28 protein-coding genes and 2 riboswitches are annotated in these 24,877 nt (G+C 66.8%); of the genes, 13 read left to right on the forward strand and 15 right to left on the reverse strand.

What is annotated here, in order from left to right:
- Positions 1-109: 109 nt before the first annotated feature.
- The 5 genes from ACFWIX_RS14055 to gcvP form a co-directional block, all read right to left on the reverse strand.
- Complete coding sequence (locus ACFWIX_RS14055; RefSeq protein WP_377216752.1) at positions 110-1,507, reverse strand: L-serine ammonia-lyase; 1,398 nt, start codon at positions 1,505-1,507, stop codon at positions 110-112.
- Between the two features lie 92 nt (positions 1,508-1,599).
- Positions 1,600-2,907 carry a serine hydroxymethyltransferase gene (glyA, locus tag ACFWIX_RS14060; RefSeq protein WP_377216753.1) on the reverse strand — a complete coding sequence of 436 codons (1,308 nt, stop codon included), beginning with the start codon at positions 2,905-2,907 and terminating at the stop codon, positions 1,600-1,602.
- Positions 2,904-3,287 (reverse strand): glycine cleavage system protein GcvH, encoded by a 384-nt coding sequence (gcvH, locus tag ACFWIX_RS14065; protein WP_377216754.1) that lies wholly within the window; start codon positions 3,285-3,287, stop codon positions 2,904-2,906. The genes glyA and gcvH overlap by 4 nt, the downstream gene beginning before the upstream one ends.
- Positions 3,288-3,490: 203 nt before the next feature.
- The gene (gcvT, locus tag ACFWIX_RS14070) at positions 3,491-4,612 is read right to left on the reverse strand and encodes a glycine cleavage system aminomethyltransferase GcvT (protein ID WP_377216755.1); all 1,122 of its coding nucleotides are present in this window, start codon (positions 4,610-4,612) and stop codon (positions 3,491-3,493) included.
- A gap of 13 nt (positions 4,613-4,625) precedes the next feature.
- Positions 4,626-7,499: an aminomethyl-transferring glycine dehydrogenase gene (gene gcvP / locus ACFWIX_RS14075; RefSeq protein WP_377216756.1), complete on the reverse strand. Its 2,874-nt coding sequence runs from the start codon at positions 7,497-7,499 to the stop codon at positions 4,626-4,628.
- A gap of 155 nt (positions 7,500-7,654) precedes the next feature.
- Positions 7,655-7,755: riboswitch (glycine riboswitch) on the reverse strand.
- A gap of 256 nt (positions 7,756-8,011) precedes the next feature.
- A riboswitch (glycine riboswitch) is annotated at positions 8,012-8,110 on the forward strand.
- A 152-nt stretch (positions 8,111-8,262) separates the two neighbouring features.
- Between gcvP and purU the strand changes: the two genes are divergently transcribed.
- The 3 genes from purU to ACFWIX_RS14090 all read left to right on the forward strand — a co-directional run bounded on the left by purU (position 8,263) and on the right by ACFWIX_RS14090 (position 11,241).
- Positions 8,263-9,177, forward strand: a complete 915-nt coding sequence (purU, locus tag ACFWIX_RS14080; RefSeq protein ID WP_377216757.1) for a formyltetrahydrofolate deformylase — start codon at positions 8,263-8,265, stop codon at positions 9,175-9,177.
- 518 nt (positions 9,178-9,695) lie between these two features.
- Entirely contained in the window at positions 9,696-10,508 is an 813-nt protein-coding gene (locus ACFWIX_RS14085) for a hypothetical protein (protein ID WP_377216758.1), read from the forward strand.
- On the forward strand, positions 10,492-11,241 hold the full coding sequence (locus tag ACFWIX_RS14090) for a LamB/YcsF family protein (RefSeq protein ID WP_377216759.1): 750 nt from the start codon (positions 10,492-10,494) through the stop codon (positions 11,239-11,241). The genes ACFWIX_RS14085 and ACFWIX_RS14090 overlap by 17 nt, the downstream gene beginning before the upstream one ends.
- 32 nt (positions 11,242-11,273) lie before the next feature.
- On the opposite strand, the gene ACFWIX_RS14095 is transcribed toward ACFWIX_RS14090, so the two are convergent.
- The gene (locus ACFWIX_RS14095) at positions 11,274-12,623 is read right to left on the reverse strand and encodes a DUF445 domain-containing protein (protein WP_377216760.1); all 1,350 of its coding nucleotides are present in this window, start codon (positions 12,621-12,623) and stop codon (positions 11,274-11,276) included.
- A gap of 49 nt (positions 12,624-12,672) precedes the next feature.
- On the opposite strand from ACFWIX_RS14095, the gene ACFWIX_RS14100 reads away from it, so the two are divergent.
- The 6 genes from ACFWIX_RS14100 to ACFWIX_RS14125 all read left to right on the forward strand — a co-directional run bounded on the left by ACFWIX_RS14100 (position 12,673) and on the right by ACFWIX_RS14125 (position 15,803).
- Positions 12,673-13,578, forward strand: a complete 906-nt coding sequence (locus ACFWIX_RS14100; RefSeq protein ID WP_377216761.1) for a glycerophosphodiester phosphodiesterase — start codon at positions 12,673-12,675, stop codon at positions 13,576-13,578.
- A gap of 8 nt (positions 13,579-13,586) precedes the next feature.
- A complete protein-coding gene (locus ACFWIX_RS14105; RefSeq protein ID WP_377216762.1) occupies positions 13,587-14,117 on the forward strand; it encodes a hypothetical protein in 531 nt (176 codons plus the stop codon).
- Positions 14,114-14,893 carry an AzlC family ABC transporter permease gene (locus ACFWIX_RS14110; RefSeq protein ID WP_377216763.1) on the forward strand — a complete coding sequence of 260 codons (780 nt, stop codon included), beginning with the start codon at positions 14,114-14,116 and terminating at the stop codon, positions 14,891-14,893. Before ACFWIX_RS14105 ends, ACFWIX_RS14110 begins: the two co-directional genes overlap by 4 nt.
- A complete protein-coding gene (locus ACFWIX_RS14115; RefSeq protein WP_377216764.1) occupies positions 14,890-15,201 on the forward strand; it encodes an AzlD domain-containing protein in 312 nt (103 codons plus the stop codon). The genes ACFWIX_RS14110 and ACFWIX_RS14115 overlap by 4 nt, the downstream gene beginning before the upstream one ends.
- 120 nt (positions 15,202-15,321) lie before the next feature.
- A complete protein-coding gene (locus ACFWIX_RS14120) occupies positions 15,322-15,600 on the forward strand; it encodes a hypothetical protein (RefSeq protein ID WP_377216765.1) in 279 nt (92 codons plus the stop codon).
- Entirely contained in the window at positions 15,597-15,803 is a 207-nt protein-coding gene (locus ACFWIX_RS14125) for a hypothetical protein (RefSeq protein WP_377216766.1), read from the forward strand. The genes ACFWIX_RS14120 and ACFWIX_RS14125 overlap by 4 nt, the downstream gene beginning before the upstream one ends.
- On the opposite strand, the gene ACFWIX_RS14130 is transcribed toward ACFWIX_RS14125, so the two are convergent.
- Together ACFWIX_RS14130 and ACFWIX_RS14135 are read right to left on the reverse strand one after the other, a co-directional pair.
- Positions 15,781-16,020 (reverse strand): hypothetical protein, encoded by a 240-nt coding sequence (locus ACFWIX_RS14130; protein WP_377216767.1) that lies wholly within the window; start codon positions 16,018-16,020, stop codon positions 15,781-15,783. The genes ACFWIX_RS14125 and ACFWIX_RS14130 overlap by 23 nt on opposite strands.
- 160 nt (positions 16,021-16,180) lie before the next feature.
- Positions 16,181-16,789, reverse strand: coding sequence for a TetR/AcrR family transcriptional regulator (locus tag ACFWIX_RS14135; protein ID WP_377216768.1), 609 nt, complete (start codon positions 16,787-16,789; stop codon positions 16,181-16,183).
- A 118-nt stretch (positions 16,790-16,907) separates the two neighbouring features.
- Between ACFWIX_RS14135 and ACFWIX_RS14140 the strand changes: the two genes are divergently transcribed.
- Positions 16,908-17,231 carry an MTH1187 family thiamine-binding protein gene (locus tag ACFWIX_RS14140; RefSeq protein ID WP_377216769.1) on the forward strand — a complete coding sequence of 108 codons (324 nt, stop codon included), beginning with the start codon at positions 16,908-16,910 and terminating at the stop codon, positions 17,229-17,231.
- A 49-nt stretch (positions 17,232-17,280) separates the two neighbouring features.
- Complete coding sequence (locus tag ACFWIX_RS14145) at positions 17,281-17,958, forward strand: O-methyltransferase (RefSeq protein WP_377216770.1); 678 nt, start codon at positions 17,281-17,283, stop codon at positions 17,956-17,958.
- Between the two features lie 52 nt (positions 17,959-18,010).
- Here the strand turns inward: ACFWIX_RS14145 and ACFWIX_RS14150 are convergent, their stop codons facing one another.
- The 6 genes from ACFWIX_RS14150 to ACFWIX_RS14175 form a co-directional block, all read right to left on the reverse strand.
- On the reverse strand, positions 18,011-18,187 hold the full coding sequence (locus ACFWIX_RS14150) for a CsbD family protein (RefSeq protein ID WP_377216771.1): 177 nt from the start codon (positions 18,185-18,187) through the stop codon (positions 18,011-18,013).
- A gap of 100 nt (positions 18,188-18,287) precedes the next feature.
- Positions 18,288-18,545, reverse strand: coding sequence for a hypothetical protein (locus tag ACFWIX_RS14155; protein ID WP_377216772.1), 258 nt, complete (start codon positions 18,543-18,545; stop codon positions 18,288-18,290).
- 349 nt (positions 18,546-18,894) lie between these two features.
- Positions 18,895-19,971, reverse strand: a complete 1,077-nt coding sequence (locus ACFWIX_RS14160; RefSeq protein ID WP_377216773.1) for a YihY/virulence factor BrkB family protein — start codon at positions 19,969-19,971, stop codon at positions 18,895-18,897.
- A 119-nt stretch (positions 19,972-20,090) separates the two neighbouring features.
- Positions 20,091-20,735, reverse strand: a complete 645-nt coding sequence (locus tag ACFWIX_RS14165; RefSeq protein ID WP_377216774.1) for a DUF3618 domain-containing protein — start codon at positions 20,733-20,735, stop codon at positions 20,091-20,093.
- Positions 20,732-21,190: a phage holin family protein gene (locus ACFWIX_RS14170; protein WP_377216775.1), complete on the reverse strand. Its 459-nt coding sequence runs from the start codon at positions 21,188-21,190 to the stop codon at positions 20,732-20,734. The genes ACFWIX_RS14165 and ACFWIX_RS14170 overlap by 4 nt, the downstream gene beginning before the upstream one ends.
- Positions 21,190-22,140, reverse strand: a complete 951-nt coding sequence (locus ACFWIX_RS14175) for a hypothetical protein (RefSeq protein WP_377216776.1) — start codon at positions 22,138-22,140, stop codon at positions 21,190-21,192. Before ACFWIX_RS14175 ends, ACFWIX_RS14170 begins: the two co-directional genes overlap by 1 nt.
- A 189-nt stretch (positions 22,141-22,329) precedes the next feature.
- Between ACFWIX_RS14175 and ACFWIX_RS14180 the strand changes: the two genes are divergently transcribed.
- On the forward strand, positions 22,330-22,806 hold the full coding sequence (locus ACFWIX_RS14180) for a hypothetical protein (protein ID WP_377216777.1): 477 nt from the start codon (positions 22,330-22,332) through the stop codon (positions 22,804-22,806).
- Here the strand turns inward: ACFWIX_RS14180 and ACFWIX_RS14185 are convergent.
- Positions 22,803-23,849, reverse strand: coding sequence for an NAD-dependent epimerase/dehydratase family protein (locus tag ACFWIX_RS14185; RefSeq protein WP_377216778.1), 1,047 nt, complete (start codon positions 23,847-23,849; stop codon positions 22,803-22,805). The two genes, ACFWIX_RS14180 and ACFWIX_RS14185, sit on opposite strands and share 4 nt — an antisense overlap.
- Positions 23,850-24,033: 184 nt before the next feature.
- On the opposite strand from ACFWIX_RS14185, the gene ACFWIX_RS14190 reads away from it, so the two are divergent.
- Positions 24,034-24,864 carry a sigma-70 family RNA polymerase sigma factor gene (locus ACFWIX_RS14190; RefSeq protein ID WP_377216779.1) on the forward strand — a complete coding sequence of 277 codons (831 nt, stop codon included), beginning with the start codon at positions 24,034-24,036 and terminating at the stop codon, positions 24,862-24,864.
- Positions 24,865-24,877 lie beyond the last annotated feature (13 nt).

Below are 24,877 nucleotides of genomic sequence, written 5' to 3' on the forward strand. Positions count from 1 at the left end.
CTTCGCCTTGATCCACTCCGGCTTCCGCTCCACCGGGACAGCCGCGTTACGCTGCTCAATCCGCAGCATCTTCCGGCCCTCAGGTGCCAATGTCATCAGTACTCTTTCCTTAGCATTCCACGACGTTGACGGCGAGGCCGCCCATGGCCGTTTCCTTGTATTTGGAGGACATGTCCTTGCCGGTTTCGCGCATGGTCACGATGACCTCGTCAAGGGAAACACGGTGGGTGCCGTCGCCCCACAGCGCCATCTTCGCAGCATTGATGGCCTTCGCTGCAGCGATCGCGTTGCGTTCGATGCAGGGAACCTGCACCAGGCCGCCGATCGGATCGCAGGTCAGGCCCAGGTTGTGCTCCATGGCGATTTCCGCGGCGTTTTCCACTTGTTGGGGCGTGCCGCCCATGACTTCGGCCAGGCCGGCGGCGGCCATCGACGACGCCGATCCCACCTCGCCCTGGCAGCCTACCTCGGCGCCCGAAATCGAGGCCTGTTCCTTGTAAAGCACCCCGACGGCGCCGGCGGTCAGCAGGAACTTGACCACGACGCCGTCGCGATCTTCCTGCGTGGCCTTGTCCATGCCGGGGGCGTAGTGGAGCGCGTAGTAGAGGACCGCGGGAATGATGCCGGCCGCGCCGTTGGTCGGTGCGGTGACCACCCGGCCGCCTGAGGCATTTTCCTCGTTGACGGCCAAGGCGATCAGGTTCACCCATTCCTGCCAGTACTTCGGGTCCCGGTCCTTGTCCTCCTTCAGGAGGCGTTCGTGCCAGTCGGGCGCACGACGGCGGACCTTCAGTCCGCCGGGCAGCAACCCCTCGCGCTTCAGCGACGTTTCCACGCACGCTTCCATGACCGCCCAGATTTCCAGCAGCCCTTCGCGGATCTCCTCCTCGGAACGGGAGGCGCGCTCGTTGACGAACATGATCTCGCCGATGGACAGGCCCTTGGACTGGCAGCGGCCCAGGAGCTCCGCGGCGGTCCGGAACGGCAAGGGCAGTTCTTTCTTGGACTCGTCCAGTTCCTTGAGGGCCGCATCTTCTTCGCCCTCGCGGACGATGAAGCCGCCGCCCACGGAGAAGAACGTGGCGGTGTGCAGGACTTCGCCGTCGGTGCCGGTGACGGTGAAGGTCATGCCGTTGGTGTGGCGGGGCAGGACGGTCAAGGGGCGCAGCACCATGTCCTTCACGCCATAAGGCAGGGGAATACAACCTGCGAGCTGGAGGGTGCCGGTTTCGGCGATGGCCGCAAGCCGGTCCTCTACTTCCCGGGGCAGGATCTTCTCGGGGTGGAAACCTTCCAGGCCCAGCAGGATGGCCGTCATGGTGCCGTGCCCGTGGCCGGTCGCAGCCAGGGAACCGTAGAGGTCCACCCGCAGGCCAGCCACGTTGTCCAGGGCGCCGGAAGCCTTGAGCTCCTCGGCAAACACCGCGGCAGCCCGCATAGGGCCCACGGTGTGCGAACTCGAGGGCCCGATCCCAATGGAAAAAAGATCAAAGACGCCAACGGCCATGACAGGTTCCTAACTAAAAGTTATGTGCCGAGATGGCAGTTCACACCAATGTTCTTCCGAATCATTGCCGTGAACTGCCATCTCGCGCATGGTTAAAGCCCCGGGTAGAGCGGGTGCGCAGCGGCGAGTGCCTCCACGCGGTGACGCAGGCCGGAAAGGTCAGCGTCGGCGTCGGCCGTCAATGCCTCGGCGATGATATCCGCAACCTCGGCGAAGGCAGCCTCGCCGAAGCCACGGGTGGCCAGGGCAGGGGTGCCGATGCGGAGGCCGGAGGTGACCATCGGCGGGCGAGGGTCGAACGGAACGGCGTTGCGGTTGACGGTGATGTCAATCGCGGCCAGGCGGTCTTCGGCCTGCTGGCCGTCCAGCTCGCAGTTGCGCAGGTCAACGAGGACCAAGTGCACGTCCGTGCCGCCCGAGACCACGCTGATGCCCTTGGCGGCTACGTCAGGCTGGACCAGGCGCTCGGCCAGGATGCGGGCACCGGCCAGGACGCGCTCCTGGCGCTCCTTGAACTCCGGCGAGCCTGCGATCTTGAAGGCCACGGCCTTGCCGGCGATGACGTGTTCCAGCGGGCCGCCCTGCTGTCCGGGGAACACGGCCGAGTTGATCTTCTTGGCGATATCGGCGTCGTTCGAGAGGATGATGCCGCCGCGCGGACCGGCGAGGGTCTTGTGCGTGGTGGAGGTGGTGACGTGGGCGTGCGGCACCGGGGAGGGGTGCAGCCCGGCGGCCACCAGACCGGCGAAGTGCGCCATATCCACCATCAGGTAGGCGCCGACGGAATCGGCAATCCGGCGGAACTCGGCGAAGTCCAGCTGGCGTGCGTACGCGGACCAGCCAGCCACGATCAGCTGCGGCTTGTGCTCCTGCGCCAGGCGCTCCACCTCAACCATGTCAATGGTGTGGGTGTCTTCGCGGACCTGGTAGGGGACCACGTTGTAGAGCTTGCCGGAGAAGTTGATCTTCATGCCGTGCGTCAGGTGGCCGCCGTGGGCCAGGTTCAGGCCCATGATGGTGTCGCCAGGCTTGATGAGCGCGTGCATCACTGAGGCGTTCGCCTGCGCACCCGAGTGCGGCTGGACATTGGCGTATTCCGCGCCGAACAGGGCCTTCACGCGGTCGATGGCCAACTGCTCGATGACGTCAACGTGCTCGCAGCCACCGTAGTAGCGCTTGCCCGGGTAGCCCTCGGCGTACTTGTTGGTCAGCACGGAGCCCTGCGCCTGCATTACGGCCACCGCGGTGTGGTTCTCCGAGGCGATCATCTCCAGGCCGTCGCGCTGGCGGCCCAGTTCGGCGTCGATCTTCGCTGCAATCTCCGGGTCCAGGGCGGACAGGTCTGCGTTCAGGCTCGGAGCGTCCACCTGCTGGAAAGCGGCGGTCGCGGGGGCGCTCACAGCTCGCCGCCGTTGGCTGCTGCGTATTCCTCTGCCGTCATGAGGGGGCCTTCCTCGGACACGGCAACCTTGAAGAGCCAGCCGGCGCCGTAGGGGTCACTGTTGATGAGGGCGGGATCGGCCACAACGGCTTCGTTGATCTCGGTGATCTCGCCGGTCACGGGGGCATACAGGTCCGAGACGGACTTGGTGGACTCCACCTCGCCACAGGTTTCGCCCGCGGTCACGGTGGAACCGACCTCGGGCAGGTCCACGTACACGATGTCGCCCAGTGCTTCGGCGGCGACGGCGGAGATGCCGATGCCGGCGGGGCCGTCGCCATCGGCGGCAACCCACTCGTGCTCGGCGGAGTACTTCAGTTCAGCGGCAACCTTAGCCATGGTGTGTTTCCTTAAGTTCGTAGTTCAAGAGTGAGAGAGCGTCGGCCCAGCCATCGCATCAAGTGAGAGAGCGTCGGGGCCAAGCGTGCAAAAGGTGAGAGAGCGTCGGTCGGCGGAGCCGGGCTTTTCGGAAGCGTGCGTCAAAGCGACGAAGGAGCAGCACGCGTGAAAAGTCCGGTCCGCCGGCCGGTAACCGCTCCGGGTTACTTCTGGCGCTTGTAGAACGGCAGGGCCACAACCTCGAAGGGTTCGGCCTTGCCGCGGAGATCGATGTCCAGGGCGGTGCCCACCTCGGAGTGTTCGACGTCGACATAGGCCATGGCGACCGGGTAACCGAGCGTGGGGGAAGGCTGGCCGGAGGTCACCTCGCCCACGACGTTTCCGTCCTTCAGCACGGGGTAGTGGGCGCGGCCGGCGCGGCGGCCCAGGCCCTTGAGGCCCACGAGCCTGCGCCCTGTGGTGGAGCCCGCGCCGGCTGCCTTGAGCTCGGCCAGGGCGGCCTTGCCCACGAAGTCGGACTCCTTGGCCAGGGAAACAACCGGGCCAAGGCCTGCGGCGTAGGGGTTTCCTTCGCGGGAGAGCTCGTTGCCGTAGAGCGGCATGCCGGCTTCGAGGCGCAGGGAGTCGCGGCTGGCGAGACCGGCCGGGATGAGGCCGTGGCCCTTGCCGGTTTCGAGGAGTGCGTCCCACAGGCCGGAAGCCTGGCCATTGGGCACGTAGATCTCGAAGCCGTCCTCGCCGGTGTAGCCGGTGCGGGCCAGGAGCAGGTCCAGACCGTTGATGCCTACCTCCACCGCCGCGTAGTACTTCAGTTCGGTCACCAAGCTGTGCTGGTCCGCGGGGACCAGGGTCAGCAGGATTGCTTCGGCGTTGGGGCCCTGCACCGCGATGAGCGAGGTTTCGGCGGAGACGTCCTCCACCGTGACGTCAAAGTTGGCGGCGCGCTCGGCCAGGGCGGCGGCCACAACAGCGGCGTTGCCGGCGTTGGGAACCACCAGGTACTTGTCCTCGGCCCGGCGGTAGGAGATCAGGTCATCGATGATGCCGCCGTCTTCCTGGCAGATCAGCGAGTACTTGGCCTTGCCCACGGCCACGGCGGAGAGCTTGCCGGCCAGGGCGTAGTCCAGGAATGCCGCGGCGTCCGGGCCGGTAACCCAGACTTCGCCCATGTGGGAGAGGTCGAACAGACCGGCGGCGTTGCGCACGGCGTGGTGTTCGGCCAGTTCGGATTCGTACTTGAGCGGCATCTGCCAGCCACCGAAGTCGGTGAAGGAGGCGCCGGCCTTCTTGTGCTCGTCGTAGAGCGCAGTGAATTTCTCGGTCATTGGAGCGTGTCCTTTAGTTGTCGGAACCGGCCGCGGAGTCCTCAAACTCCTCAAGCGGCGGGCAGGAGCAGATGAGGTTGCGGTCGCCGGCAGCGCCGTCGATGCGTCCTACGGGCGGGAAGTACTTGTCCTGCTTCAGGGACGGCAGCGGGAACGCGGCCTGCTCGCGGGGGTAGCTACGGTCCCAGCCGGTGTTGACGACGGCGGCTGCCGTGTGGGGGGCGTTGCGCAGCGGGGAGCCGGCCAGGGTGAAGTCGCCGTTGGCAACCTGCTCGATCTCGGCGTGGATGCTGATCATCGCGTTGATGAAGCGGTCGATCTCGCCGAGGTCCTCGGATTCGGTGGGCTCCACCATCAGGGTTCCGGCCACCGGGAACGCCAGGGTGGGGGCGTGGAAGCCGTAGTCGATGAGGCGCTTGGCCACGTCCTCGGCGGTGACGCCGGTGCGGGCCGTCAGTTCACGCAGGTCCAGGATGCACTCGTGTGCCACGAGTCCGCCTTCGCCGGTGTAGAGGACGGGGAAGAAGCCGTTCAGGCGGGCTGCGACGTAGTTCGCTGCCAGCAGCGCGGACTTGGTGGCCTCGGTCAGTCCGGCGCCGCCCATGAGCTTGACGTAGGCCCAGGAGATGGGCAGCACGCCGGCGGAGCCGTAGCGGGACGCGGAAATTGCGACGCCGTGGCCTTCCTCGTGCGCGGCCTTGTTCGCGTCGCCGGGCATGAAGGGGGCCAGGTGCGCCTTGGCTGCCACGGGGCCGACGCCGGGTCCGCCGCCGCCGTGCGGGATGCAGAAGGTCTTGTGCAGGTTCAGGTGCGAGACGTCGCCGCCGAACTTGCCCGGCTGCGCCAGGCCCACCAGGGCGTTCAGGTTGGCACCGTCAACGTACACCTGGCCGCCCGCAGCGTGCACGGCGTCGCAGACGTCGCGGACGTCGCCGTCGTATACGCCGTGCGTGGACGGGTAGGTGATCATGATGCAGGACAGGACGTCCTTGTTGGCCTCGATCTTCGCCGTCAGGTCCGCGTGGTCGATGGTGCCGTCCGGTGCGGTGGCAACCACGACGACCTTCATGCCGGCCAGGACCGCGGAGGCGGCGTTGGTGCCGTGCGCGGAAGCCGGGATGAGGCAGACGGTGCGCTGCTCGTCGCCGCGGGACAGGTGGTAGCCGCGGATGGCCAGCAGGCCGGCGAGCTCGCCCTGGGATCCGGCGTTGGGCTGGATGGACACCTGGTCATAGCCGGTGATCTCGGCGAGGTCGGATTCCAGGCCCTCGATCAGTTCACGCCAGCCGGCAGTCTGGGACTCCGGTGCGAACGGGTGGATCGAGGCGAATTCCGGCCAGGAGATGGCTTCCATCTCGGCGGTGGCGTTCAGCTTCATGGTGCACGAGCCCAGCGGGATCATGGTGCGGTCAAGGGCCAGGTCGCGGTCGGAGAGCCTGCGGATGTAGCGCAGCAGCTGGGTTTCGGAGCGGTGCGTGTTGAACACCGGGTGCTCGAGGTAGCCGGAGGTGCGGACGACGTCGGCGGGCAGCTCGAAGCCAGCGGCGTCGCCTACCGGGCCGGCACCGAAGGCGACGGCCACCGCGGAGAGGGTTTCCGTCGTCGTGGTTTCATCCACGGACACACCCACCGTGTCCTCGTCGACGAAGCGGAGGTTGATGCCGCGCGCCTCGGCGGCGGTGATGACCTTGCGTGCCTTGCCCGGGACGCGGACGGTGAGGGTGTCGAAGAAGGTTCCGGACACCAGTTCGCGACCGGCGGTTTCCAGCGCGGTGGCCAGGATGCGGGCGTTGTTGTGGACGTTCTCGGCGATCGCCTTCAGGCCGTCCGGGCCGTGGTAGACGGCGTAGAAGGAGGAGACGATGGCCAGCAGGGCCTGCGCGGTGCAGATGTTGGAGGTGGCCTTCTCGCGGCGGATGTGCTGCTCGCGGGTCTGGAGGGCCAGACGGTAGGCGGGGGCGCCGGCGTCATCCTTGGACACGCCCACCAGGCGGCCGGGGAGGGAACGCTCCAGGCCCTTCTGGACGGCCATGTAGGCGGCGTGCGGGCCGCCGAAGAACAGCGGAACACCGAAGCGCTGGGTGGAACCGACGGCGATGTCGGCGCCCTGCTCACCTGGAGGGGTGATCAGGGTCAGGGCCAGGAGGTCTGCGGCGACGGTGACCAGCGCGCCGCGGGATTTGGCCTCGGCGATGACGCCGGCCTGGTCCCACACGCGGCCGGACACGCCGGGCTGTTGCAGGACGATGCCGTTGATCGTGCCTTCGGGGAGGCCCGCGGACAGGTCGGCGACTTCCACCTCGAAGCCGAGGGCCTCTGCGCGGCCCTTCACGATGGCGATGGTCTGGGGCAGTACGTCAGCGTCCAGGACCGTCTTGCCGTCCTTGGCATCCTTGTTCTTGTTGGCCCGGCGCATCAGCAGCACGGCTTCGGCCACGGCCGTGGCTTCGTCCAGCAGCGAAGCGTTGGCGATGGGCAGGCCCACCAGGTCCTGGACCATGGTCTGGAAGTTCAGCAGTGCTTCAAGGCGTCCCTGGGAGATTTCCGGCTGGTACGGCGTGTACGCGGTGTACCAGGCGGGCGCTTCCAGGATGTTGCGGCGGATCACGGCCGGGGTGATGGTGTCGTAGTAGCCCTGGCCGATCATCTGGACGGCAGTCTTGTTCTTGGCGGCCAGGCGGCGCAGCTCGGCGAGGACCTCGACCTCGCTGAGTGCGTCCTGCAGGCGAAGGGCAGTCTCCTGGCGGATGGCTGCCGGAACCGCCACGTCTACAAGGCCGTCCACGGAGTCGTAGCCAACGGTCTTGAGCATGGTGTCGATATCGGACTGGCGGCGGGCGCCAATGTGCCGGTCAACGAACGTTGATTGAAGGGACTGAATCGTCATGAGGAACTCCAGGTCTGGCCTGCCATCAGGGTGGCGCGGTATACGGTGGGTTCCTCCCCGCTCTGTATTGGACCTGAGAGATTCCGCAGGATCATGAAGATCCGCTTGCACCGTCGGTGAGCCAGGCGCGATGCCTGGCTGCTTTCCAGAGTTGCCTCGCCGCGACGGTACATGGGCCTGAGAGATTCCTGGGGAGGATTTGCTCCTACGGCGCCTGCCCGGATGTCGTCCGGGAGAACTCTCCCGCCGCAGCTCGAAAGGCTTATTAAAATGTGGGTGATTCGGCTCACAAGGTACACGAAATCGGGGCCAAAGGCAAATTTGGGGCGCTTCGTCCGGGTGGAAGGCAGCTGCCCTGAATCCTCCTTCGGCAGGCCGGCAACGGCACAGGTTTGACATTCTCCGGCGGCCGGCAACACACTGATTCGGGACCGTGCGGCACGGACCGGGGCGGTCTCTCGGGGCAGCCTGCGGACCGGGCTTTATCCCGTACGACAACCGAAAATTGCCTTTGACCTGCGGCGGGAGAGCCCTGCCCGGTACATCCAGCAGGCGCCGTAGGAGCAATTCCTCCCCGGGAAACTCTCAGGCCCATGTACCGCCGCGGAGAGGCAACTCTGAAAAGCAGCCGGATTCCGGCTCACCGACGGTGCAAGCAGCGGGCCCATGGCGGCCGGCGCTGCGGAAACTCTCAGGTCTAGACAGAGTGGGGAGGAACCCAATCCCTGCGGCGCCCGGCGCTGCTTGAACGATGGAGTTCCACATGACCGTGCCTTCCTCCCCGACCGCCGATGTGGCAGCGCCGCGCAGCGAGCTCCGCCAGCCGGGCGCTGACGGGTTTGTCCTCACGTTCCAGTGCCCGGATTCCCTGGGCATCGTCCAGGCCGTGGCCAGCTTCCTCCTCGCGCAGGAATGCTACATCCTGGACATCAAGCAGTTCGGCGACCAGGCAAGCGGCCAGTTCTTCATGCGGGTGCACTTCAGTGCACCCGAAGGCACCGGGGCGGGCCGGCTCCGAGAGGATTTCGCGCCCGTCGCCTCCGAATGGCAGATGCAGTGGCAGCTGGAGCGGCACGGCCGGAGACAGCCCATCCTGGTGATGGTGTCCAAGTACGACCACTGCCTCCGCGACCTGCTCTTCCGGGCCCAAAACGGCGAGCTTCCGGTGGAGATCGTGGCCGTCGTCTCCAACCATCCGGACCTGGCCGCGCTGGTGGACTGGCACGGGGTGCCGTTCCACCACATTCCGGTCACTTCGGAGACGAAACCCGACGCCGAAGCGCAGCTTTTGGCGCTCGTTGACAGTTACGGGGCGGAGCTGGTGGTCCTGGCGCGCTACATGCAGGTCCTCAGCGACGGTGCCACGGAGCGGCTGAGCGGGAAAGCCATCAACATCCACCACTCGTTCCTGCCCAGCTTCAAGGGTGCCAAGCCCTACCACCAGGCCTACGAACGCGGGGTCAAGACCGTGGGCGCCACGGCCCACTACGTCAACTCCGAACTGGACGAAGGACCCATCATTTCCCAGCAGGTCATCGAGGTGGACCACACCTACAGTGCGGCGGACCTCGTCACGGTGGGCAAGGACGCCGAGTGCAAGGCGCTGACCAACGCCGTCCGCTGGCACGCCGAGGGGCGCATTCTCCTTTCCGGGAACCGCACGGTCATCCTGCGGTAAACGGTCCCGGGTGTGTGTTGTCCGGCCCCCTTCCACAGTCCGTGCTGTTTTCGACGCGCATATTCATGGGCGCTGCGCATGTCCCCTGACGCGCCCCATATGTGGGCGTCGCCGGCGAGGATGCGCGTCGGCCACAATTTTGCGCGTCGAAACCCGACGGCGCAGGGCCAGGATCCGGGCGGTCAAGGCTTCCGGCACACTGCGTGGGGTGCTGTTCGGGCGGCGGGACCGGGGTTCGACGGCCTTCAGGAGGCCATCGCGGTGAGGGCGAGAATGATGACTTTGTGCTTCGACGTGGCCCATCGTGCCAACCCGCGGGGTGTCAAACGATGTCCCGACATGCGTCAACTTTTTCGTGAAACCAGGCATAACCGTACCGGCTGCGGCGCCTGCGCGCGCAGTAGCCGGACCGCTGGGCGGTAACCGGGCCAGTAAACCTGAAGCATGCTTAGTATTGCCCGTAGGATGGAGGAAAACGCGGCAGCCGTTGCTGCCGCCGGACGCGAACGAAGGTGACCATGGCCAGGCGCAGCAATCCCGCATTCCGCATCGCCCAGGAAGCCGCGCACAACGCGGTGTTCGACGCAGACGGCAAGCCCAAGCCCGGTGTCCACAACGTGCTCCTGCGCGCTGTGGAAATCCAGCGGCCCCTGGTCCTGGCGTACATCAAGAGGCTCCAGCGTAAACACCCGCGGGCAACGGCGGCGCAGCTGGCCGCCTTCCTGGAGCGCGACTACCTGCGCGCCGTGGCAGGCGGGGGCGCCGTGGTAGGTGCCACCGCCGTCGTTCCCGGTGTGGGGACCGTGGCGTCGCTGGGACTTTCCGCGGCCGCAACCGTGGGCTTCCTTGAGGCCACGGCGCTGTACGCCACCTCGCTGGCGGAGCTGCACGGCATCAGGATGACCAACCCGGAGAAGGCCAGCACCATGGTCATGGCCATCATGCTTGGCGAGGAGGGTGCCATGCTGCTGGGCACGCTCAGCGGGCAGGCCGCCACCAATGGCATGGGGGGTACCGCGGCCTGGGACAGTGTCCTGTCGAAGGCGATGCCGGGCTCCGGCTGGGGAATGGTGCGTAAGCGGATCCAGAAAGCGTTCCTGAAGAACCTGCTCAAGCGGCAGGGGACTGCCCTGTTCGGCCGTGCCCTGCCCTTCGGCATCGGCGCGGTAGTGGGCGGAGCGGGTAACCTCGTGATGGGCCGTGCTGTGGTGGCCAACGCCAAAGAGGCGTTTGGTCCCATGCCGGACACCATTCCCGGGGAGCTCTCGGCCGCCGCCGCAGCTCCGGACAACCCCGCGTTGGAAGGCGACACTCTTGGATCTCAACGCTGACCTCGGCGAATCATTCGGCTCCTGGACCATGGGGGACGACGCCTCCATGTTCAGCCTGGTCACCAGCGCCAACGTGGCATGCGGCTTCCACGCCGGAGATCCCGTCACCATGCTGGACAGCTGCCGCGCCGCCTACGAACTCGACGTCACGGTAGGTGCGCACGTCGGCTACCGTGACCTCGCGGGGTTCGGGCGGCGGAGCATCGACATGAGCTTCGATGAGCTGTTCGGGGACGTGCTCTACCAGCTGGGCGCGCTCGACGGCGTTGCGCACGCCGTGGGTGCCTCCGTGGACTACGTGAAGCCGCATGGCGCGCTGTACAACCGCATCGTCACCGACGCCGAGCAGGCGTCAGCAGTGGTGGCCGCCGTCAACTCCTACGATCCCGGCCTGCCCATACTCGGGTTGCCGGGCTCGGAACTGCTCAAGCAGGCACAGGACGCCGGTCATCCCGTGTTCGTGGAGGCCTTTGTGGACCGCGCCTACCTGGCGGACGGCAGCCTGGTGCCGCGCTCCCGGGAGGGTGCCGTGCTGCACGACGTCGACGCCATCGTGGAGCGGGCCGTGCGCCTTGCGACCAAGGGCGAGGTGGAAGCCATCGACGGTGCCGTGGTCCGGGTCAGGCCAGACTCACTGTGCATCCACGGGGACACCCCGGGTGCGGTGGAAATGGCAGCGCGAGTCCGGACCGGCCTGGAATCTGCAGGCGTGGAACTGGCCTCCTTCGCCTGACTCCAGCCGTACCTGCAGTCAAGGAATGGGGGCTAGCCGAAGACCAGGTGCGCAACGGAGAAGATGGCCAGTCCGGCCAGCGAACCCACCACGGTGCCGTTGATCCGGATGTACTGCAGGTCCCGGCCCACCTGCAGCTCGATCTTCCGGGACGTTTCTTCGGCATCCCAACGGGCCACCGTGTCCGTGATGACGCCGGCGATATCGGAGCGGTAGGTCCGCACCAGATACCCCGCAGCGTCGCCGATCCAGGCGTTGACCTTGCCGGCCAGCTCCGGATCGGTCACCAGGCGGGAACCGAAATCCCGCACTGCGGCCTTGAACTTGATTGTCAGGTCGCTGTCCGGGTCGTCCACGGCGCCGAGCAGGGCGCTCTTCACGGTGTCCCAGGTGCGCGAGGCCAGTTCGCGGACCTCCGGATCGCCCAGCACCTGCGCCTTGATCCCCTCGGCCCGGGCGATCATGACGGGGTCGTGCTGCAGGTCCCGGGCCAGGTCCCCCAAGTACGTGTCGATCTGCCGGCGCACCTGGTGGTTCGGGTCGGCTTGCACCGCCCGCACGAACTTCAGGATCTCCACGTACACCTTGTCGCCCACAAGTCCGTCCACGAACTGCGGAACCCAGGTGGGGGACCGGTCCGAGACCAGCCGGGAGACGGTTTCGTGGTTGTCGTCAACCCAGTCGGCTGCGCGGTCGACCAGCAGGTCCACCAGGGCGTGATGGTGCCCGTCGTGAAAAATCCGCTCGGCGAGCCGTCCCACGGGCGGTCCCCACGGCGGAGTCAGCAGATGCTTGCGCACCATGCCTTCGATGACTGCCTGGACGTCGTCGTCATTGAGGACCCTGAAGGCGCCGCGGATGACGGCGGCACCCTCCTTGGCCACCCGGTCCGCGCCGGCCGGAGTGGCCAGCCACTCCCCGGCGCGGCGGGCAATGTTCACGCTGGCCAGCTTCTCCTGCACCACCTGCTCGGAGAGGAAGTTGGTCTCCACGAACTCACCCAACGACGCGCCGATCTGGTCCTTGCGGCGCGGAATGATGGCGGTGTGCGGGATCCTTATGCCCATCGGGTACTTGAACAGTGCGGTCACCGCGAACCAGTCGGCCAGCGCGCCCACCATGCCGCCCTCCGCTGCCGCCCGCACATACTGCAGCCACGGGTACTCGTCCTGCAGCGCAAACGCCACCACGAAAACCACCGCCATCGCGACCAGCAGCGCCAGGGCCAGCGCCTTCATTTTCCGCAGCGCTGCCGCCTTTTCGGCGTCCGCCTCCGTCAGCTGGTGGCGTACGACGGCGGTGCGGCCACGCGTGCGCGGTGCCGCCTCGGGGGCCGGGGCGCGCGGGTCGTTGCGGGTAGTTGGCTCAGAGTTCACCTGCATGTGCCCAGCCTAGTCCCGCACCCAGGGTCCGGTCGGCTAGCGTGGCTCCATGACAGTTGACGGACCAGGCCAGCACCGGCCGCTCGTCTTTGCCCACCGCGGCGCGAGCGGGGCGTTCGCCGAACACACCCGCGCGGCCTACCTGCAAGCCCTGGCCGACGGCGCTGACGGCGTGGAGTGCGATGTCCACCTCACCCGGGACCAGCACGTGGTCCTCCTGCATGACGCCAACCTGGACCGCACGTCGGACGGCACCGGCCCCGTGGCTGAGCGCACGCTGCAGGAGCTGCAGCACCTCGACTTCTCCTCCTGGAAGGGCGCCCGGATCCCGGAAGCCTACGGAGCCAGGTCTGAGCAGTTCCTGACCCTGCCGGACCTCCTGGACCTGCTTCGCGCGGCCGGGCGTCCGCTGCGGCTCGCCATTGAGCTCAAGCACCCCAGCCCGTACCAGCTGAAGCTGGAAGATCGGGTCCTGGAGGTCCTGCGCGCCGAGGGCTGGAACTCGGAAAACTCCACCCTGGACAACGTGGAGGTGACCTTCATGAGCTTCAGCCCCGAATCCGTCCGCCACCTGCTGGAATCCGTCGCTGCACGCTATGTATGCCAGCTGGTGGACAACATCGACATCCACGAGATCCGGGACGGCCTGGGCCTGGGGCCCCTCACGGGCGGCGCGGTGGCCAACCTGATGAAGGCCACCCAGTTGGAGGCCGAACGGATCCTTGACGCCGGCACTGCCGCACTGGCCGGGCCCGGCATCGACTACGTGCGCGAGCATCCGGAGACCATCCGGCGCTGGCACGACGCCGGGCGGCGGTTCCGGGTGTGGACCGTGGACACGCCGGAGGATGTGGAGCTGTGCCAAGCAGCCGGCGTCCACGAGATCACCACCAACCTCCCGGCGCAGGTGCTGGACCAGCTCCGGGTTACAAGTGGCGGCGGTTGCTGTGATTGAGTTGGGGCATGTTGTTTCCCCGGTCCCGAAGGGCAGCCCGTAGCCTTCCGGGAGATGCCCGGAACCTCTCCGCCCCGGCCATGAGCGCACTGCTCCTGGCCAGTGCCTGGCACCACTTCCGGAGCCCGCGCTTCTACCACCAGGTGGTGCCGAGCTTCCTGTGCCGCGAAGACGCGCCCGCTCCGGGCGAAACTACCAAAGCAGCGCACGACGCCGGCGCCCCCCGCAGCGCCAACCGGCCCCTCGCGGTGCTGACCCGGGAGGAATGGATTGCGGTAAGCGGCCTGCTGGAGCTCGCTGGCGCCGTCGGAATCCTTCTCCCGCCGACGCGGAAGGCGGCCGCCGCCGCGCTCACGGCGATGTTCACCGCGTTCCTGGCCGGCCACGTGGATGCGCTTCGCCGGGCCTATGGGCCGCGCGGGACGCCGCTGCAGCGGAGGATCCACACCCTGCGCCTGCCCCTGCAGGCGCCGCTGATTGCCTGGGCCTGGAGCTTGCGCAAGCCGGGCGGCACGCGGGCCGGCGGAGTCCGGCCGTGACGCTGCTGGCGTCGCCGGCGGTCCGGGTAGGCATCTCGATCAGCATCGCCACCGGGCTGTACGGGGTCTCCTTCGGGGCGCTGTCCGTCACCTCCGGGCTGGACTTCTGGCAGACCATTGCCTTGAGCCTCCTGCTGTTCAGCGGCGGCTCGCAGTTCGCATTCATCGGAGTGGTGGCCGGTGGCGGCTCCGGCATCGCCGCGATGAGTGCTGCCACTCTGCTGGGCATGCGCAATGGGATCTACGGCATGCAGCTCAATGCGCTCTTCCGGCCATCGGGCTGGCGCAGGTACGTGGGTGCGCAGCTGACCATCGACGAGTCCACCGCAACTGCAACAGGCCAGTCCGATCCCCTCGAACAGCGCCGCGGGTTCTGGACGGCGGGCATCGGCATCTACGTCCTGTGGAATCTGTTCACGGCCGTTGGCGCGCTCGCCGGCAGCGGGCTGGGGGATCCCAAGCAGTGGGGCCTGGACGGGGCCGCCGTCGCCGCATTTCTGGCCCTGCTGTGGCCGCGGCTCAAGGGCCGGGAACCCATCGCCATTGCGGTAGCGTGCGCCCTGGCCACGGTTGTTGCCGTGCCCTTCGTGCCGGCCGGCGTGCCCATCCTGGTGGCCGCCTTGGTGGCGGCGGTGATCGGCTGGTTCAGCCACGGCCGCAGCGACGAAGGGCTCGAGCCGGACGTCGAACCGTATTCGGCCCACGGCAGGCATTCCCAGGCGGCACCCACCGCCGACAGCCCGCAGGCCGGGCATTTCTCCGGAGGGGGCGCATGAACCTGTGGATCTGGCTGTTAGTCGCCTGCGCGCTGGCCTACGCGTGGAAACTGGTGGGGTACCTGGTGCCGGCCAGGCTCCTGGAGAACCCCCGCACATCGCGGATTGCCGGCACCATGACCATCGGCCTGCTGGCTTCCCTCACCGTGGTCAACGCGATGGCGTCGGGGCAGCAGCTCGCAGCAGATGCCCGCCTTGGCGCCCTGGCGGCCGCCGCCGTCGCCCTCGCCTTCCGTGCCCCGTTCCTGGTGGTGGTGATCGCCGGAGCCGGAACCGCCGCCGTCCTGCGCATGCTGGGCTGGAACTGACGCAGCCATCCCTCCGACCAAGATTTTAGTGTGGGGCGCATCACTATTACCGCTGCCGGGCGGTTGTAGGATGAAAGTGGCTATGCAGTTGGCCTTGGGAACTTCTTCTGAACGGTGACCATGGATCATCAACTGCAGGCGGCCGGAGACAGGGCAGGCCGGCCCGCCCACACAAACGGCCGACGGCGGGCAGGACTTCCAGCCAAACGCTTCTTCAGGCGGTTTGTCGGCTTTGCCGACGTCCCTGACCAGGAACTTGAGCTGCTCGCGGCGGGGCTCCGGAAAGCCGTTGAGCTCGGCCCGGCGTCTCCGGTGCCGGCATTGAAGGCCGTGGTTCGCCGCGAGGTGGCCAGGCGGAAGCGGGCAGGGCAGCCCGAAGGCACAGAGGAGCCGGAATGAATGAGCAGGAGCAGGTAAGCGGCGCGGAAGTCGAACACGGCATTCCGGGAAAATCCCGGCAGGTTTACCGGGACCCGCGGGGGTCGGAGGCCACCCGGGAGTTGCGGGACACGGCCCGGCGCCGGCGTGACGCGGAAGAGAAGCTGCAGCAGCACCTCATGGAAGCGAAGAACCACATCCCTAACGAGTTCCGCCAGCACTAGCTGGGGCGATCCAGTCCCGGGCTTCCATCCGGAGGCGGGTCTCTTCCACGGCCATCTCATACCAGGTCTGCGCCCCGAACTCCGGCTCCGGGGTGTCCAGGTTCTGGAACAGGGCGTCGAGTAACGTGGCCAGGTCCGCAGAGGACATGGCAGGCAGGATTTCTTCGGGGCCGCGGGGGTCGTTGAGGTAGCGGAAGAGCAACGTGGGGTGGTTCATTTCCGTGCAGCCAGTGAGCGCCGGACGGACGAAGCTTGCTTCAAGGGGGCCTCCATCCTGAGACTTCCAAGGGCTGGCTGCGTAACCCTCTTTGAGTGTATGGCACCCGCTGGGTGCCCACAATGGTCCGGCCTGTTCCCCCCCCCGGGGGTCAGCCTGCTCAGGCGGGTACCGGCACCTGTGGCGGCAGTGGCCGCGCCGGGCGTTCGGCGCGGATGGCGTCCTCCACCAGTGCAAGGGGGCGCCGCCACGCGTCCGAGCCGGGTTCCATGGTGTCCACCACGCTGATCAGCATGGCCAGCAGCCGGAACATGTCCGTCATAGTGATGTCCGCCCTGAGGCTGCCCTGGCCCTGTCCGCGCACCAGCAGGACGCTGATGGATTCGACCAGGGAACCGGTGATGCCGGTCAGGAGTCCCCGGCGGCCCGCAACGGCTCCCAGCAGGTTTGCATCGGTGCTGGCCGCAGCCATGATCGCTTCCATAACCCTGAACAGACCGGCGGCGGCGTCGATATCGGCCAGGGCGCCGTCCATGACCGGATCCACGGTGAGCCGCAGTTGGCGGTTAAGCGTGGCGAGCACCAGCTCTTCCTTGTCCGCGAAATTCCGGAACAGGGTGGCCGGGCCAACGCCTGCGGTGATGGCGATGGTCTGCAGAGGGACGTCAGGGCCGAAATCGCGGAAACACTGACGCGCCGCCGTGATGATCTTGTCCACATTCCGCGCGGCATCGGCGCGGAGGGGTTTGCGGGCGGCGATGACACTCATGGCAAAAAGCGTAGCAACGCTGCTCCCGCCCTACACCGTTACCCGAGGGTAGGAGGTAATGTGACACGTCGCCGCCCTGCCGGGGCGCTATGATGCCGGGCCGTGGCACACTGGGCGCATGTTGCTTGCCTTTTCTGTCGCCCCTTCCGGCGTCCCCGCCAGCGGTGTCCGGCCTGATGATGCCTCCGTGCACGATGCCGTTGCCGCCGCAGTGAAGATCGTCAGGGAGTCCGGACTGCCCAACCGCACCAGTTCCATGTTTACCGAAATAGAGGGGGAGTGGGACCAAGTGTTCGACGTCGTGAAACGTGCCACCGAGGCGGTGGGCCAGTACGGCAGCCGCGTTTCCCTGGTAATCAAGGCAGACATCCGGCCGGGGTACACCGGGGAATTGACTGCCAAGGTCGAGCGTCTGGAAGAGGCCATCGGCGAAGCCCCCTAAGCTCGGTTCTGCTCTGGACCGCCGACTGTCGTCGTGCCAGACTGTGGCAATGTTCGAGCACAAGCCCCTGCCCGGGTGGATCGACACGGAAAGGTTCCTGTCCGACGTCGTTGTTCACCCCGGCGAGGCGCTGCAGCGCGTGGCGGCTGCCGCGGAAGAGGCCGGCCTGCCGCCTATCGAAGTGGCGCCTAACGCCGGAAAGATGCTCAAGCTGCTGGTGCAGCTGACGGGTGCCCGGCGAGTCCTGGAGATAGGCACCCTGGCCGGATACAGCACCATCTGGATGGCGCAGGGGCTTCCCGCCGACGGCACCGTGGTCACCTGTGAATTCCTGCCGAAGCACGCCGAGGTGGCATGGGCCAACATCGACGCCGCTGGCTTGGGGGAGAAGGTGGAGATCAGGCTCGGCCCCGCACTGGATACCCTGGCCGCACTCGAGGAAGAGGGGCGTGAGCCGTTCGATTTCATCTTCATCGACGCGGACAAGGAAAACGACAGCAAATACCTCGACTGGGCCGTGAAACTCGGCCGGCGTGGTGCGGCCGTCGTCCTGGACAATGCGGTGTGGGAAGGGGCAGTGCTGGACCCCGGCATGGATCCGGCGAATGCCCCCGGGATCGTTGAGGCACTCAAAGTCCTGGGCTCGCACCCCCGGCTGGACGCCACCGTAATCCAGACCGTGGGTGCCAAGGGCTGGGACGGGTTCGCCCTCGCCCGCATTATGTGAGGCATGGAAAACGGGCCGCTGCGTGTGCAACGGCCCGTTCGCGTAAGGTTGGCTAGTCCTGCTTGAAGGCGTCCTTTACCTTCTCGCCGGCCTGCTTGAGGTCCGCCTTGGTCTGGTCCATTTGGCCTTCGGTCCGGAGGCTTTCATCATTCGTCGCCTCGCCGGCGGCTTCCTTTGCCTTGCCGCCCATCTTCTCGGCGGTGTTCTCGATCTTGTCGTCCAAACCCATGGCATTGCTCCCTTCGGCTGGTGACCGGCAGACCCTTCCGCCGGCCATGCCCCCATGCTAGCCAGCAACTGGGCGCTGCAAAAGGCCCGGAAGAGTGGACTTAAACCAGGTCCGGGGCGCTGGCCACGATGTAGTCGGCGGCGGCGGGGCCGGTCATGGACAGGTTGTTGCTGTCGGGGTCGATCCCGTGGGCCAGCATGGCTGCCCAGAGGGACTCGGGAGGCTGCAGCTGCGCCTTCTGGATCAGGCACCAGCTGGTGTAAAGGCCGTAGAGCTCATCGCGTCGGAGGCCGAGGCCCGGCTCCCTGTCAGGGACAACTGCTTCGGCAAGAAAATCTTCAAAATGTGTAGCAGGCATGTCCGCTCGTTTTCGGGGTCGACCGTGGAGCCGCCGTATCTGCTTCAGCGGCGCTGCGGGCTCCGGTTCGGAACCAGCAGAGTAATCATGAAATTATTCCAGACGGCGCACATTGTAAAGTTGCCTGTCTGTTACATCCCTGCGCGCCTACCCCTGCACGCTCCACGTAGACACGGCGCCGACACAACGAGGGGGCCGACGGCGACTGGGGGGACTGGCCTCGGTCTCAGTAGAGGCCATCTCACCGCCGACCCCGCTAACGCCCCGGACTGCCGACCGCCAGCCTCAGTAAACCCGGGAAATCAAAGGGACCTACAGGACAATTTTCCTCCTTGAAGAGGCGTTCTGCCTAGTCCTTCTTCTGCTCGGACCCGTAATTCTCCCGGAGCTCGCGGCCGCGCCTGATGTCCTCTTCCTCCTGCGCCTGCAGCTTCTTGCTTTTCTTGGTGTCACGAGGGGGAAGCTGGATGGTTTCCTCCGCCTTGATGCCCGCTTGGAGCTGGCGGCCACGCTCCATCTCAGCGTCGAACTCCGCGCCGAAGAGCAGAGCCATGTTCAGGATCCACAGCCAGAGGAGCATGACGATCACACCGCCGAGCGCCCCGTACGTCTTGTTGTAGTTTCCGAAGTTGCCAACGTAGAAGCCAAAGCCGAGGGAGGCCAGCAGGAAGACCACGAGGGCGATTCCAGAGCCTAGGCTCATCCACTTGAAGCGGGGCTGTTTGACGTTGGGGGTGGCATAGTAGAGGACGGCGATGATCACGATGATGAGGGCCACCATGACCGGCCACTTGGCGATGTTCCAGACCGTGAGGAAGGCGCCACTGAGCCCGATAAGGCCGCCCACTGCCTCTGCCACGGGACCGCTGAGCACGAGCATCCCACCCAGGAGCGCCACGATGACGATGGCCAGGAGCGTCACGGCCAGCATGGTGCCGCGCAGCTTGACGAAGCCGCGGCCCTCGTCCACTTCATAGATGCGGTTCATGGCCCGGCCAAACGCGCCGACGTAACCGGAAGCGGACCAGAGTGCGGTGGCAAGACCGATGACCAGGGTGAACCCGGCCGCTGGCGCGCTGGCCAGTTCCTCTACCGTTCCGCCCACGGTGTCCACGGTCTCGGCAGGCGCAAAACCGCGGACGATCTCGATCAACGCGTTCGTGGTCTTCTCGGGATCCCCAAAGAGCCCTACCAGCGAAACGAGGGCCAGCATGGCAGGGAAGAGGGACAGGATTCCGTAGTACGTCAGGGACGCCGCCAGGTCAGGACACTGGTCCTTGGAGAACTCACGGAGGGTCTTCTTGGCAATGTACTTCCACGACGGCTTTTCTACGTCGGTGGGGCTCTCCGGTTTGCGGGTGTCATCCGGCGCAGGGGCCTGTCCCGCCTTTGCAGTGCTGGTTTCGGATGAGTCGTGAGTGACCATCGGGTTTCCTCTCGATCAGGGGGTGACAGCTGACAGGCCGGCCCCGCGGTGGGCGGGGCCGGCCTGTCCGGTAGCGCGTTTGCCCTTGCGGGTTCCCGCCAGAGCGTCCGGCCGCCTGGTTAGGTGTTTTGGACGTTGGTTTTGGCGTCGGTGGCGCGGTCTTTGACGTCGGTCGCGGCGTGTTGGCTGTCGGTTTTGACGTGGTCGGCTGCGTCGGTCGCGGTGGTTTTGAGGTTTTCCATGGCTTCGCGGGCTGGTTCTTTGAGGTTCTCGGCCATGTCTTTGGCGGCTTCGGTGACCTGGTTGGCCAGGGGTTGGGCTGCGGTTTTGAGCTGGTCCGCGGCTTCGCGTTCTTTTTGGCTGGCCGGGATCAGGGAGGAGACGATCATCCCGGCGCCGAAGGCGATCAGGCCGGCGGCGAGGGGGTTGCCCTGGGTTTTGGCTTTGACCTGGTCCGGGGCGTGGGAGACCGCGGTCCCGGCGTCGGAGAGCCGGGCGGCGGCGGTGTCCTTGGCGTTGTGGAGGGTGCCGGTGGTGTGTCCGGTGCCGGTGTGCAGGGTGTCCTGGACGCGGGTGGTGGCGTGGTCTGCTGTGCCCATGATTTTCTCCTTCACGCCGGTGAGGGCCTCTTTGGCCTTGTCGGTTTGGCGGTGGACGATGTTGGACGGGCTGACTTTGTCCGCGACGGCGTCCACGTTGGTTCCGAGGCGGGCGCGGGTGGCTTCTATGTCGGAGCGGATGGCGTCCGGGTTCTCGTTGGTCATCGGTTTACCTCACCTGGTTTGAGGGTCGGGGGGATTTCGGAGAGTGTTTGGCCTGTCTGGGGCAGGCCTTTGACGTGTTTGAGTTCCTTGCGGCCGGTCGCGGCGAGGACCGCGGCGGTAATGCCCCAGATCACCGCGAGGATTAGGGCGGCCCAGCCCAGGGGCATGAGCGCGCCGAGGGCGAACATCAGGGCCAGGGAGAGGAAGAGCAGGACGAAGTGTCCGGCCACGCCGGCGCCGGCGAGCATGCCGCCGCCTTTCCCGGCGCGGGTCGCGGATTCTTTCGCTTCGGCCTTGGCCAGTTCCACTTCCTGGCGCATCAGCGTGGACAGGTCCCGGGTCACCTCGCCAAGCAAGTCACCGAGCGAGGTGTTCTCCGCTTTCTGATGCGCCGCACTGCCCTCGCCACTGACTGGACCCGCACCGGCGGGAAACTCCGAATACTGGCCACTCATCACAGCCTGCCAGACTCGCCGTTCGAGGAACGGTCGCGCGTCAGGGGGTCCCCGGCCATGGGATCGTCGGCAAGGTCACGCCCGGCCAGCGGATCATCGGCGGTGCGGTTGCCCGACCAGGGCTCCTCAACCAGCTGGGGGCTGTCCAGCGGGCTGGCGGGACGCGCATAGTCCGGGTAGCTGCTGCCCGGTGCGCCGCCGTCGAACCCTGCCGTGGTGGATGCCGGGCCGGGAAGCTGGACCGGCGGAGGCGGTACGGTGCCGCCCGCAGGAACATAGGCCCCGCTGTACTCATCACCGTAGGCGGTGCCCGAATACTGGCCTGCCAGTCCCGTCGTCCCCGTGGCGCCCGTCGTCGCTCGGGTTTCGGGGGCTCCGGCGGTGAGGCCGCGGGTGAGGCGGCCGGCGAGGACTCCGGCTCCTGCGGCGAGCAGGAGGAAGGTCCCGGGGCGGTTCCGGGCGAACGACTGCACCTCGGTCAGCAGCGAGCCCGGGTCGCGGTTTTCCAGCCAGTCGGCCAGCGTTGAGGTGCGCTGGGCGGCCTCACGGACCAGGTCGGCGGCGACTCCCGGCTGGTCCGGGGCGGTGGCCATGCGGTGCAGTTCGCTGGAGATGTTCCGGATTCCTTCGGCGGCCTTCTGCTGCTGCGCCCCGGCCTGGCTGCTCAGCCCGGTCCGGGCCTGCTCCAGCAGGTCCTGGGCGCTGGCCTTGGCCTCGGCGGCAACGTTTGCCGCTTCCTCCTTGGCCGTGGCGGCAACATCCTGCGCCGCGGACTTCGCCTGCCCGGCAACCTGCGAAGCCTCTTCCTTCGCAGCATCCTTCCGGGAAGTGCCCTCGCCCGGGGCGGCGGTAGTGGCAGGGAAGCTGGCTGCGGGCCGTTCTCCCGGAATTCCTGTACCAGCCGGAGGCGTCGTGTAAGCGCGGTCCTCGGGCCATTGGTTCTCTGTCATCTTCGCTCTCTCTTTCCAAGAAGGCCGGTTGTTGATCAAGAACCAGCAATACTGGCCGTAAAATCATAAGCATGATTACTAATAGAAGGTAAGTACCCTTGCTAGATGGGTTGTAACGATTTCCGAAAGCATTAGCCCGAAGCGGCGGCCGCCGGTCCGGGTCATATCGAGAGGAAAGTGGTGGACAGCATGGAGACATCTGTATGGGTCTGGGTTGTGGTTGCGCTGGTAGTGGCGGCGCTGATCGTGCTGCTGCTTATGATGGGCAAGCGCAGGAAGGTTGAGCAGGAGCGGCGCGATGAGGTGCACCGCAAGGAAGCGGCCGAAATCCGCCGGGAAGCCGAAGGCGTGGAGCTTGACGCCAGGGAGCGGGAGGCTAAGGCGGCCCGTGCCCGCGCGGATGCTGAAGAGGCCCAGGTCAAGGCAGAAAGGCTGCGCCACGAAGCCGAGCGCCGGGCAAGCGAGGCCGAGGAATTGCGCGAGGATGTCACCCGACGGACCCGGCACGCTGACGAAGTGGATCCCGGCGGACATGCCGCGGACCGTCACCCGGATCGGGCTGACCGCCACCCGGATGCGGGTCCGGAGCATCGGGCTGACCGCCATCCGGACCGTGCTGACCGCTCGACGGATGCAGGCCCGGAGCATCCCCGTAACGGGATCTAGCGTTTAGCGCCACGGGGCGCGAGGACAGGGGAGGGCGGAATGCCCTCCCCCTTTCCCATGCCCGCCAGCACTTCCTTCACGGCATCCACGGACGACGTCGCCGCCTCCCAGCCGAGGATCCGCCGGGCGCGGCGGGTGTCCATGACGGGTGCTGCCGCCGCCATGTCGATCCAGCCGGCGTCCGTGGGCTGGAGGTGAAGCCGCCACGTCACATCGACGAGTCGGCGGAGCAACTCCATGGGGATCGGCAGTATCCGCCGTGCACCGAGCAGCCGTGCCAGCTCCTGTGGGGTGAGAACCGGCTCGGCCGCAATGTTGAAGGAGCCGGAGGCGCGGTCATCGATCACCCGCCAATACGCCTCAGCCACATCGTCCGCGTGGACCGCCTGGAACACCAGTCCGTCCGGAACCGGCAGGATTGGTATGCGGATCCTGGCGGGCAGCAGGCGTGGAATCAGCGGCCCCAGGAAGTAGCGGCCGATCTCGCTGCCGGCTTCCCGCTGGAAGATCAGGCCCGGCCGCAGCCGTGCCACGGCGATGGCAGGTTCGGAAGCGGCAAAGCTGTCCAGGAGTGCTTCCTGTTCCGCCTTGTGCCGGCTGTAGTGCGAGCCGGGTATGCCGCGGGCCGGCCATGACTCCGCGGTCCGCTGGTCCTTGGGGGCGCGGCTGTAGGCACCCACCGACGATGCGCACACCACCTGCTTGACGCCGGCCTTCCTGGCCGCGTCCAGCACATTGCGCGTGCCGGTGACGTTGGTCCGGTACAGCTGGTCCAGGTTCCGGTTCGGCTGGATCTGCCACGCCAGGTGCACCACGCTGTCAATGCCCTGGAGCGCCGCCTCGAGCCGAGGCATGTCGCCTTCCAGCCCCACATCCAGTGGATGCCAGTCGACTCCGGTGTAGGGCATTCGGTCCGTGTCCGGGCGGCGGCGGCTGATCCCCGTCAGGTGCAGGCTGCCGGGCTTTTTAGCCAGCTGCCCCTGCAGGTTCCGCAGCAGCGCGGTTCCGGCATTTCCGCTGGCTCCGGTAATGGCAATACGCATGGCAAGCTCCCTCGGCAAAGGCTGCGGACGGGGCGCGCGGCTGGTCGCCCACCGTTCCGAGCCTACCCGCGGCCGGTCAAGTTCATAAGCACCCTTACGGATTGCTTAATAAGCAGCCTTATGGTTTCCTGCTTCTAAGTCTTGCCGCAGGCTTTCGGAACCAGTACCGAGGGAAACCAAAGACATGCCCGAATACTTTGGCGCGCCTGCCGTGCATGCTGCGCCGGCTGCTCCACGAACCACACCAAGCCCCCAGCAACGCCGCCCTCTCGCCCGGTGCGGACAGCTGCGGGAAACCTTCGAGAACGACCTGGTCCTGGGGTATCTGGATCTGGCTGAAGCCCTCGCAGCCCGCTTCGAATCAAGGGGCCGCGAACGCGCGGATCTGAACCAGGTGGCCTATCTGGGCCTGGTCAAGGCGGCCCGGGGTTTCGACCGGGACAAGGGAGAAAGCTTCCCCGCCTATGCCGCACCCACCATCACTGGGGAACTGAAGCGGTACCTCCGCGACAGAACCTGGGTGGTGCGGCCGCCAAGGAACATCCAGGACCTCCGCACCCGGATGTTCAAGGCCGAGCCGGCACTGACCCAAGCCTTGGGTCGGTACCCCACCGCTGCCGAACTGGCGCGGGAACTTGGCGCCGATGAGGCTGCAGTGCAGGAAGCGATGTGCGCGTCCACCAGCATGCATCCGGACTCGCTCGATGCCGCCAACCCCCACTCGGACGCGCCGTCCGTCGGGGAAACCCTGCCCTGCCTTGAGACGCCGCTGGAACGGTTGGAAGAGCTCGCCTGCCTCCGCGGAGCCATACAATCTCTCGGCGCCGCGGACCGGGAACTGCTGTACCGGCGCTACTTCTGCGAGGAAACCCAAATACAGCTGGGACGTCGGCTGGGGATGTCGCAAATGCAGGTGTCCCGCCGGCTGGCGAAGCTCCTGGTGCAGCTCCAGCGTGCGCTCAGCCCGGGTGTGGAGGCAACCCGCCGCGATTCTCCGGACGCACCGGCCCGCTAACCGGCACCCTGGA

It is taken from the genome of Pseudarthrobacter sp. NPDC058362 (genome assembly GCF_042723515.1).
GTDB lineage: Bacteria > Actinomycetota > Actinomycetes > Actinomycetales > Micrococcaceae > Arthrobacter.

Excerpts from the sequence above, each read along its gene's own strand:
- ACFWIX_RS14055 (WP_377216752.1), bottom strand. The coding sequence starts at position 1,507 with ATGGCCGTTGGCGTCTTTGATCTTTTTTCCATTGGGATCGGGCCCTCG.
- gcvH (WP_377216754.1), bottom strand. The coding sequence starts at position 3,287 with ATGGCTAAGGTTGCCGCTGAACTGAAGTACTCCGCCGAGCACGAGTGG.
- gcvT (WP_377216755.1), bottom strand. The coding sequence starts at position 4,612 with ATGACCGAGAAATTCACTGCGCTCTACGACGAGCACAAGAAGGCCGGC.
- gcvP (WP_377216756.1), bottom strand. The coding sequence starts at position 7,499 with ATGACGATTCAGTCCCTTCAATCAACGTTCGTTGACCGGCACATTGGC.
- purU (WP_377216757.1), top strand. The coding sequence starts at position 8,263 with ATGACCGTGCCTTCCTCCCCGACCGCCGATGTGGCAGCGCCGCGCAGC.
- ACFWIX_RS14085 (WP_377216758.1), top strand. The coding sequence starts at position 9,696 with ATGGCCAGGCGCAGCAATCCCGCATTCCGCATCGCCCAGGAAGCCGCG.
- ACFWIX_RS14095 (WP_377216760.1), bottom strand. The coding sequence starts at position 12,623 with ATGCAGGTGAACTCTGAGCCAACTACCCGCAACGACCCGCGCGCCCCG.
- ACFWIX_RS14100 (WP_377216761.1), top strand. The coding sequence starts at position 12,673 with ATGACAGTTGACGGACCAGGCCAGCACCGGCCGCTCGTCTTTGCCCAC.
- ACFWIX_RS14105 (WP_377216762.1), top strand. The coding sequence starts at position 13,587 with ATGTTGTTTCCCCGGTCCCGAAGGGCAGCCCGTAGCCTTCCGGGAGAT.
- ACFWIX_RS14115 (WP_377216764.1), top strand. The coding sequence starts at position 14,890 with ATGAACCTGTGGATCTGGCTGTTAGTCGCCTGCGCGCTGGCCTACGCG.
- ACFWIX_RS14120 (WP_377216765.1), top strand. The coding sequence starts at position 15,322 with ATGGATCATCAACTGCAGGCGGCCGGAGACAGGGCAGGCCGGCCCGCC.
- ACFWIX_RS14125 (WP_377216766.1), top strand. The coding sequence starts at position 15,597 with ATGAATGAGCAGGAGCAGGTAAGCGGCGCGGAAGTCGAACACGGCATT.
- ACFWIX_RS14130 (WP_377216767.1), bottom strand. The coding sequence starts at position 16,020 with ATGAACCACCCCACGTTGCTCTTCCGCTACCTCAACGACCCCCGCGGC.
- ACFWIX_RS14135 (WP_377216768.1), bottom strand. The coding sequence starts at position 16,789 with ATGAGTGTCATCGCCGCCCGCAAACCCCTCCGCGCCGATGCCGCGCGG.
- ACFWIX_RS14140 (WP_377216769.1), top strand. The coding sequence starts at position 16,908 with ATGTTGCTTGCCTTTTCTGTCGCCCCTTCCGGCGTCCCCGCCAGCGGT.
- ACFWIX_RS14145 (WP_377216770.1), top strand. The coding sequence starts at position 17,281 with ATGTTCGAGCACAAGCCCCTGCCCGGGTGGATCGACACGGAAAGGTTC.
- ACFWIX_RS14150 (WP_377216771.1), bottom strand. The coding sequence starts at position 18,187 with ATGGGTTTGGACGACAAGATCGAGAACACCGCCGAGAAGATGGGCGGC.
- ACFWIX_RS14155 (WP_377216772.1), bottom strand. The coding sequence starts at position 18,545 with ATGCCTGCTACACATTTTGAAGATTTTCTTGCCGAAGCAGTTGTCCCT.
- ACFWIX_RS14160 (WP_377216773.1), bottom strand. The coding sequence starts at position 19,971 with ATGGTCACTCACGACTCATCCGAAACCAGCACTGCAAAGGCGGGACAG.
- ACFWIX_RS14165 (WP_377216774.1), bottom strand. The coding sequence starts at position 20,735 with ATGACCAACGAGAACCCGGACGCCATCCGCTCCGACATAGAAGCCACC.
- ACFWIX_RS14170 (WP_377216775.1), bottom strand. The coding sequence starts at position 21,190 with ATGAGTGGCCAGTATTCGGAGTTTCCCGCCGGTGCGGGTCCAGTCAGT.
- ACFWIX_RS14175 (WP_377216776.1), bottom strand. The coding sequence starts at position 22,140 with ATGACAGAGAACCAATGGCCCGAGGACCGCGCTTACACGACGCCTCCG.
- ACFWIX_RS14180 (WP_377216777.1), top strand. The coding sequence starts at position 22,330 with ATGGAGACATCTGTATGGGTCTGGGTTGTGGTTGCGCTGGTAGTGGCG.
- ACFWIX_RS14185 (WP_377216778.1), bottom strand. The coding sequence starts at position 23,849 with ATGCGTATTGCCATTACCGGAGCCAGCGGAAATGCCGGAACCGCGCTG.
- ACFWIX_RS14190 (WP_377216779.1), top strand. The coding sequence starts at position 24,034 with ATGCCCGAATACTTTGGCGCGCCTGCCGTGCATGCTGCGCCGGCTGCT.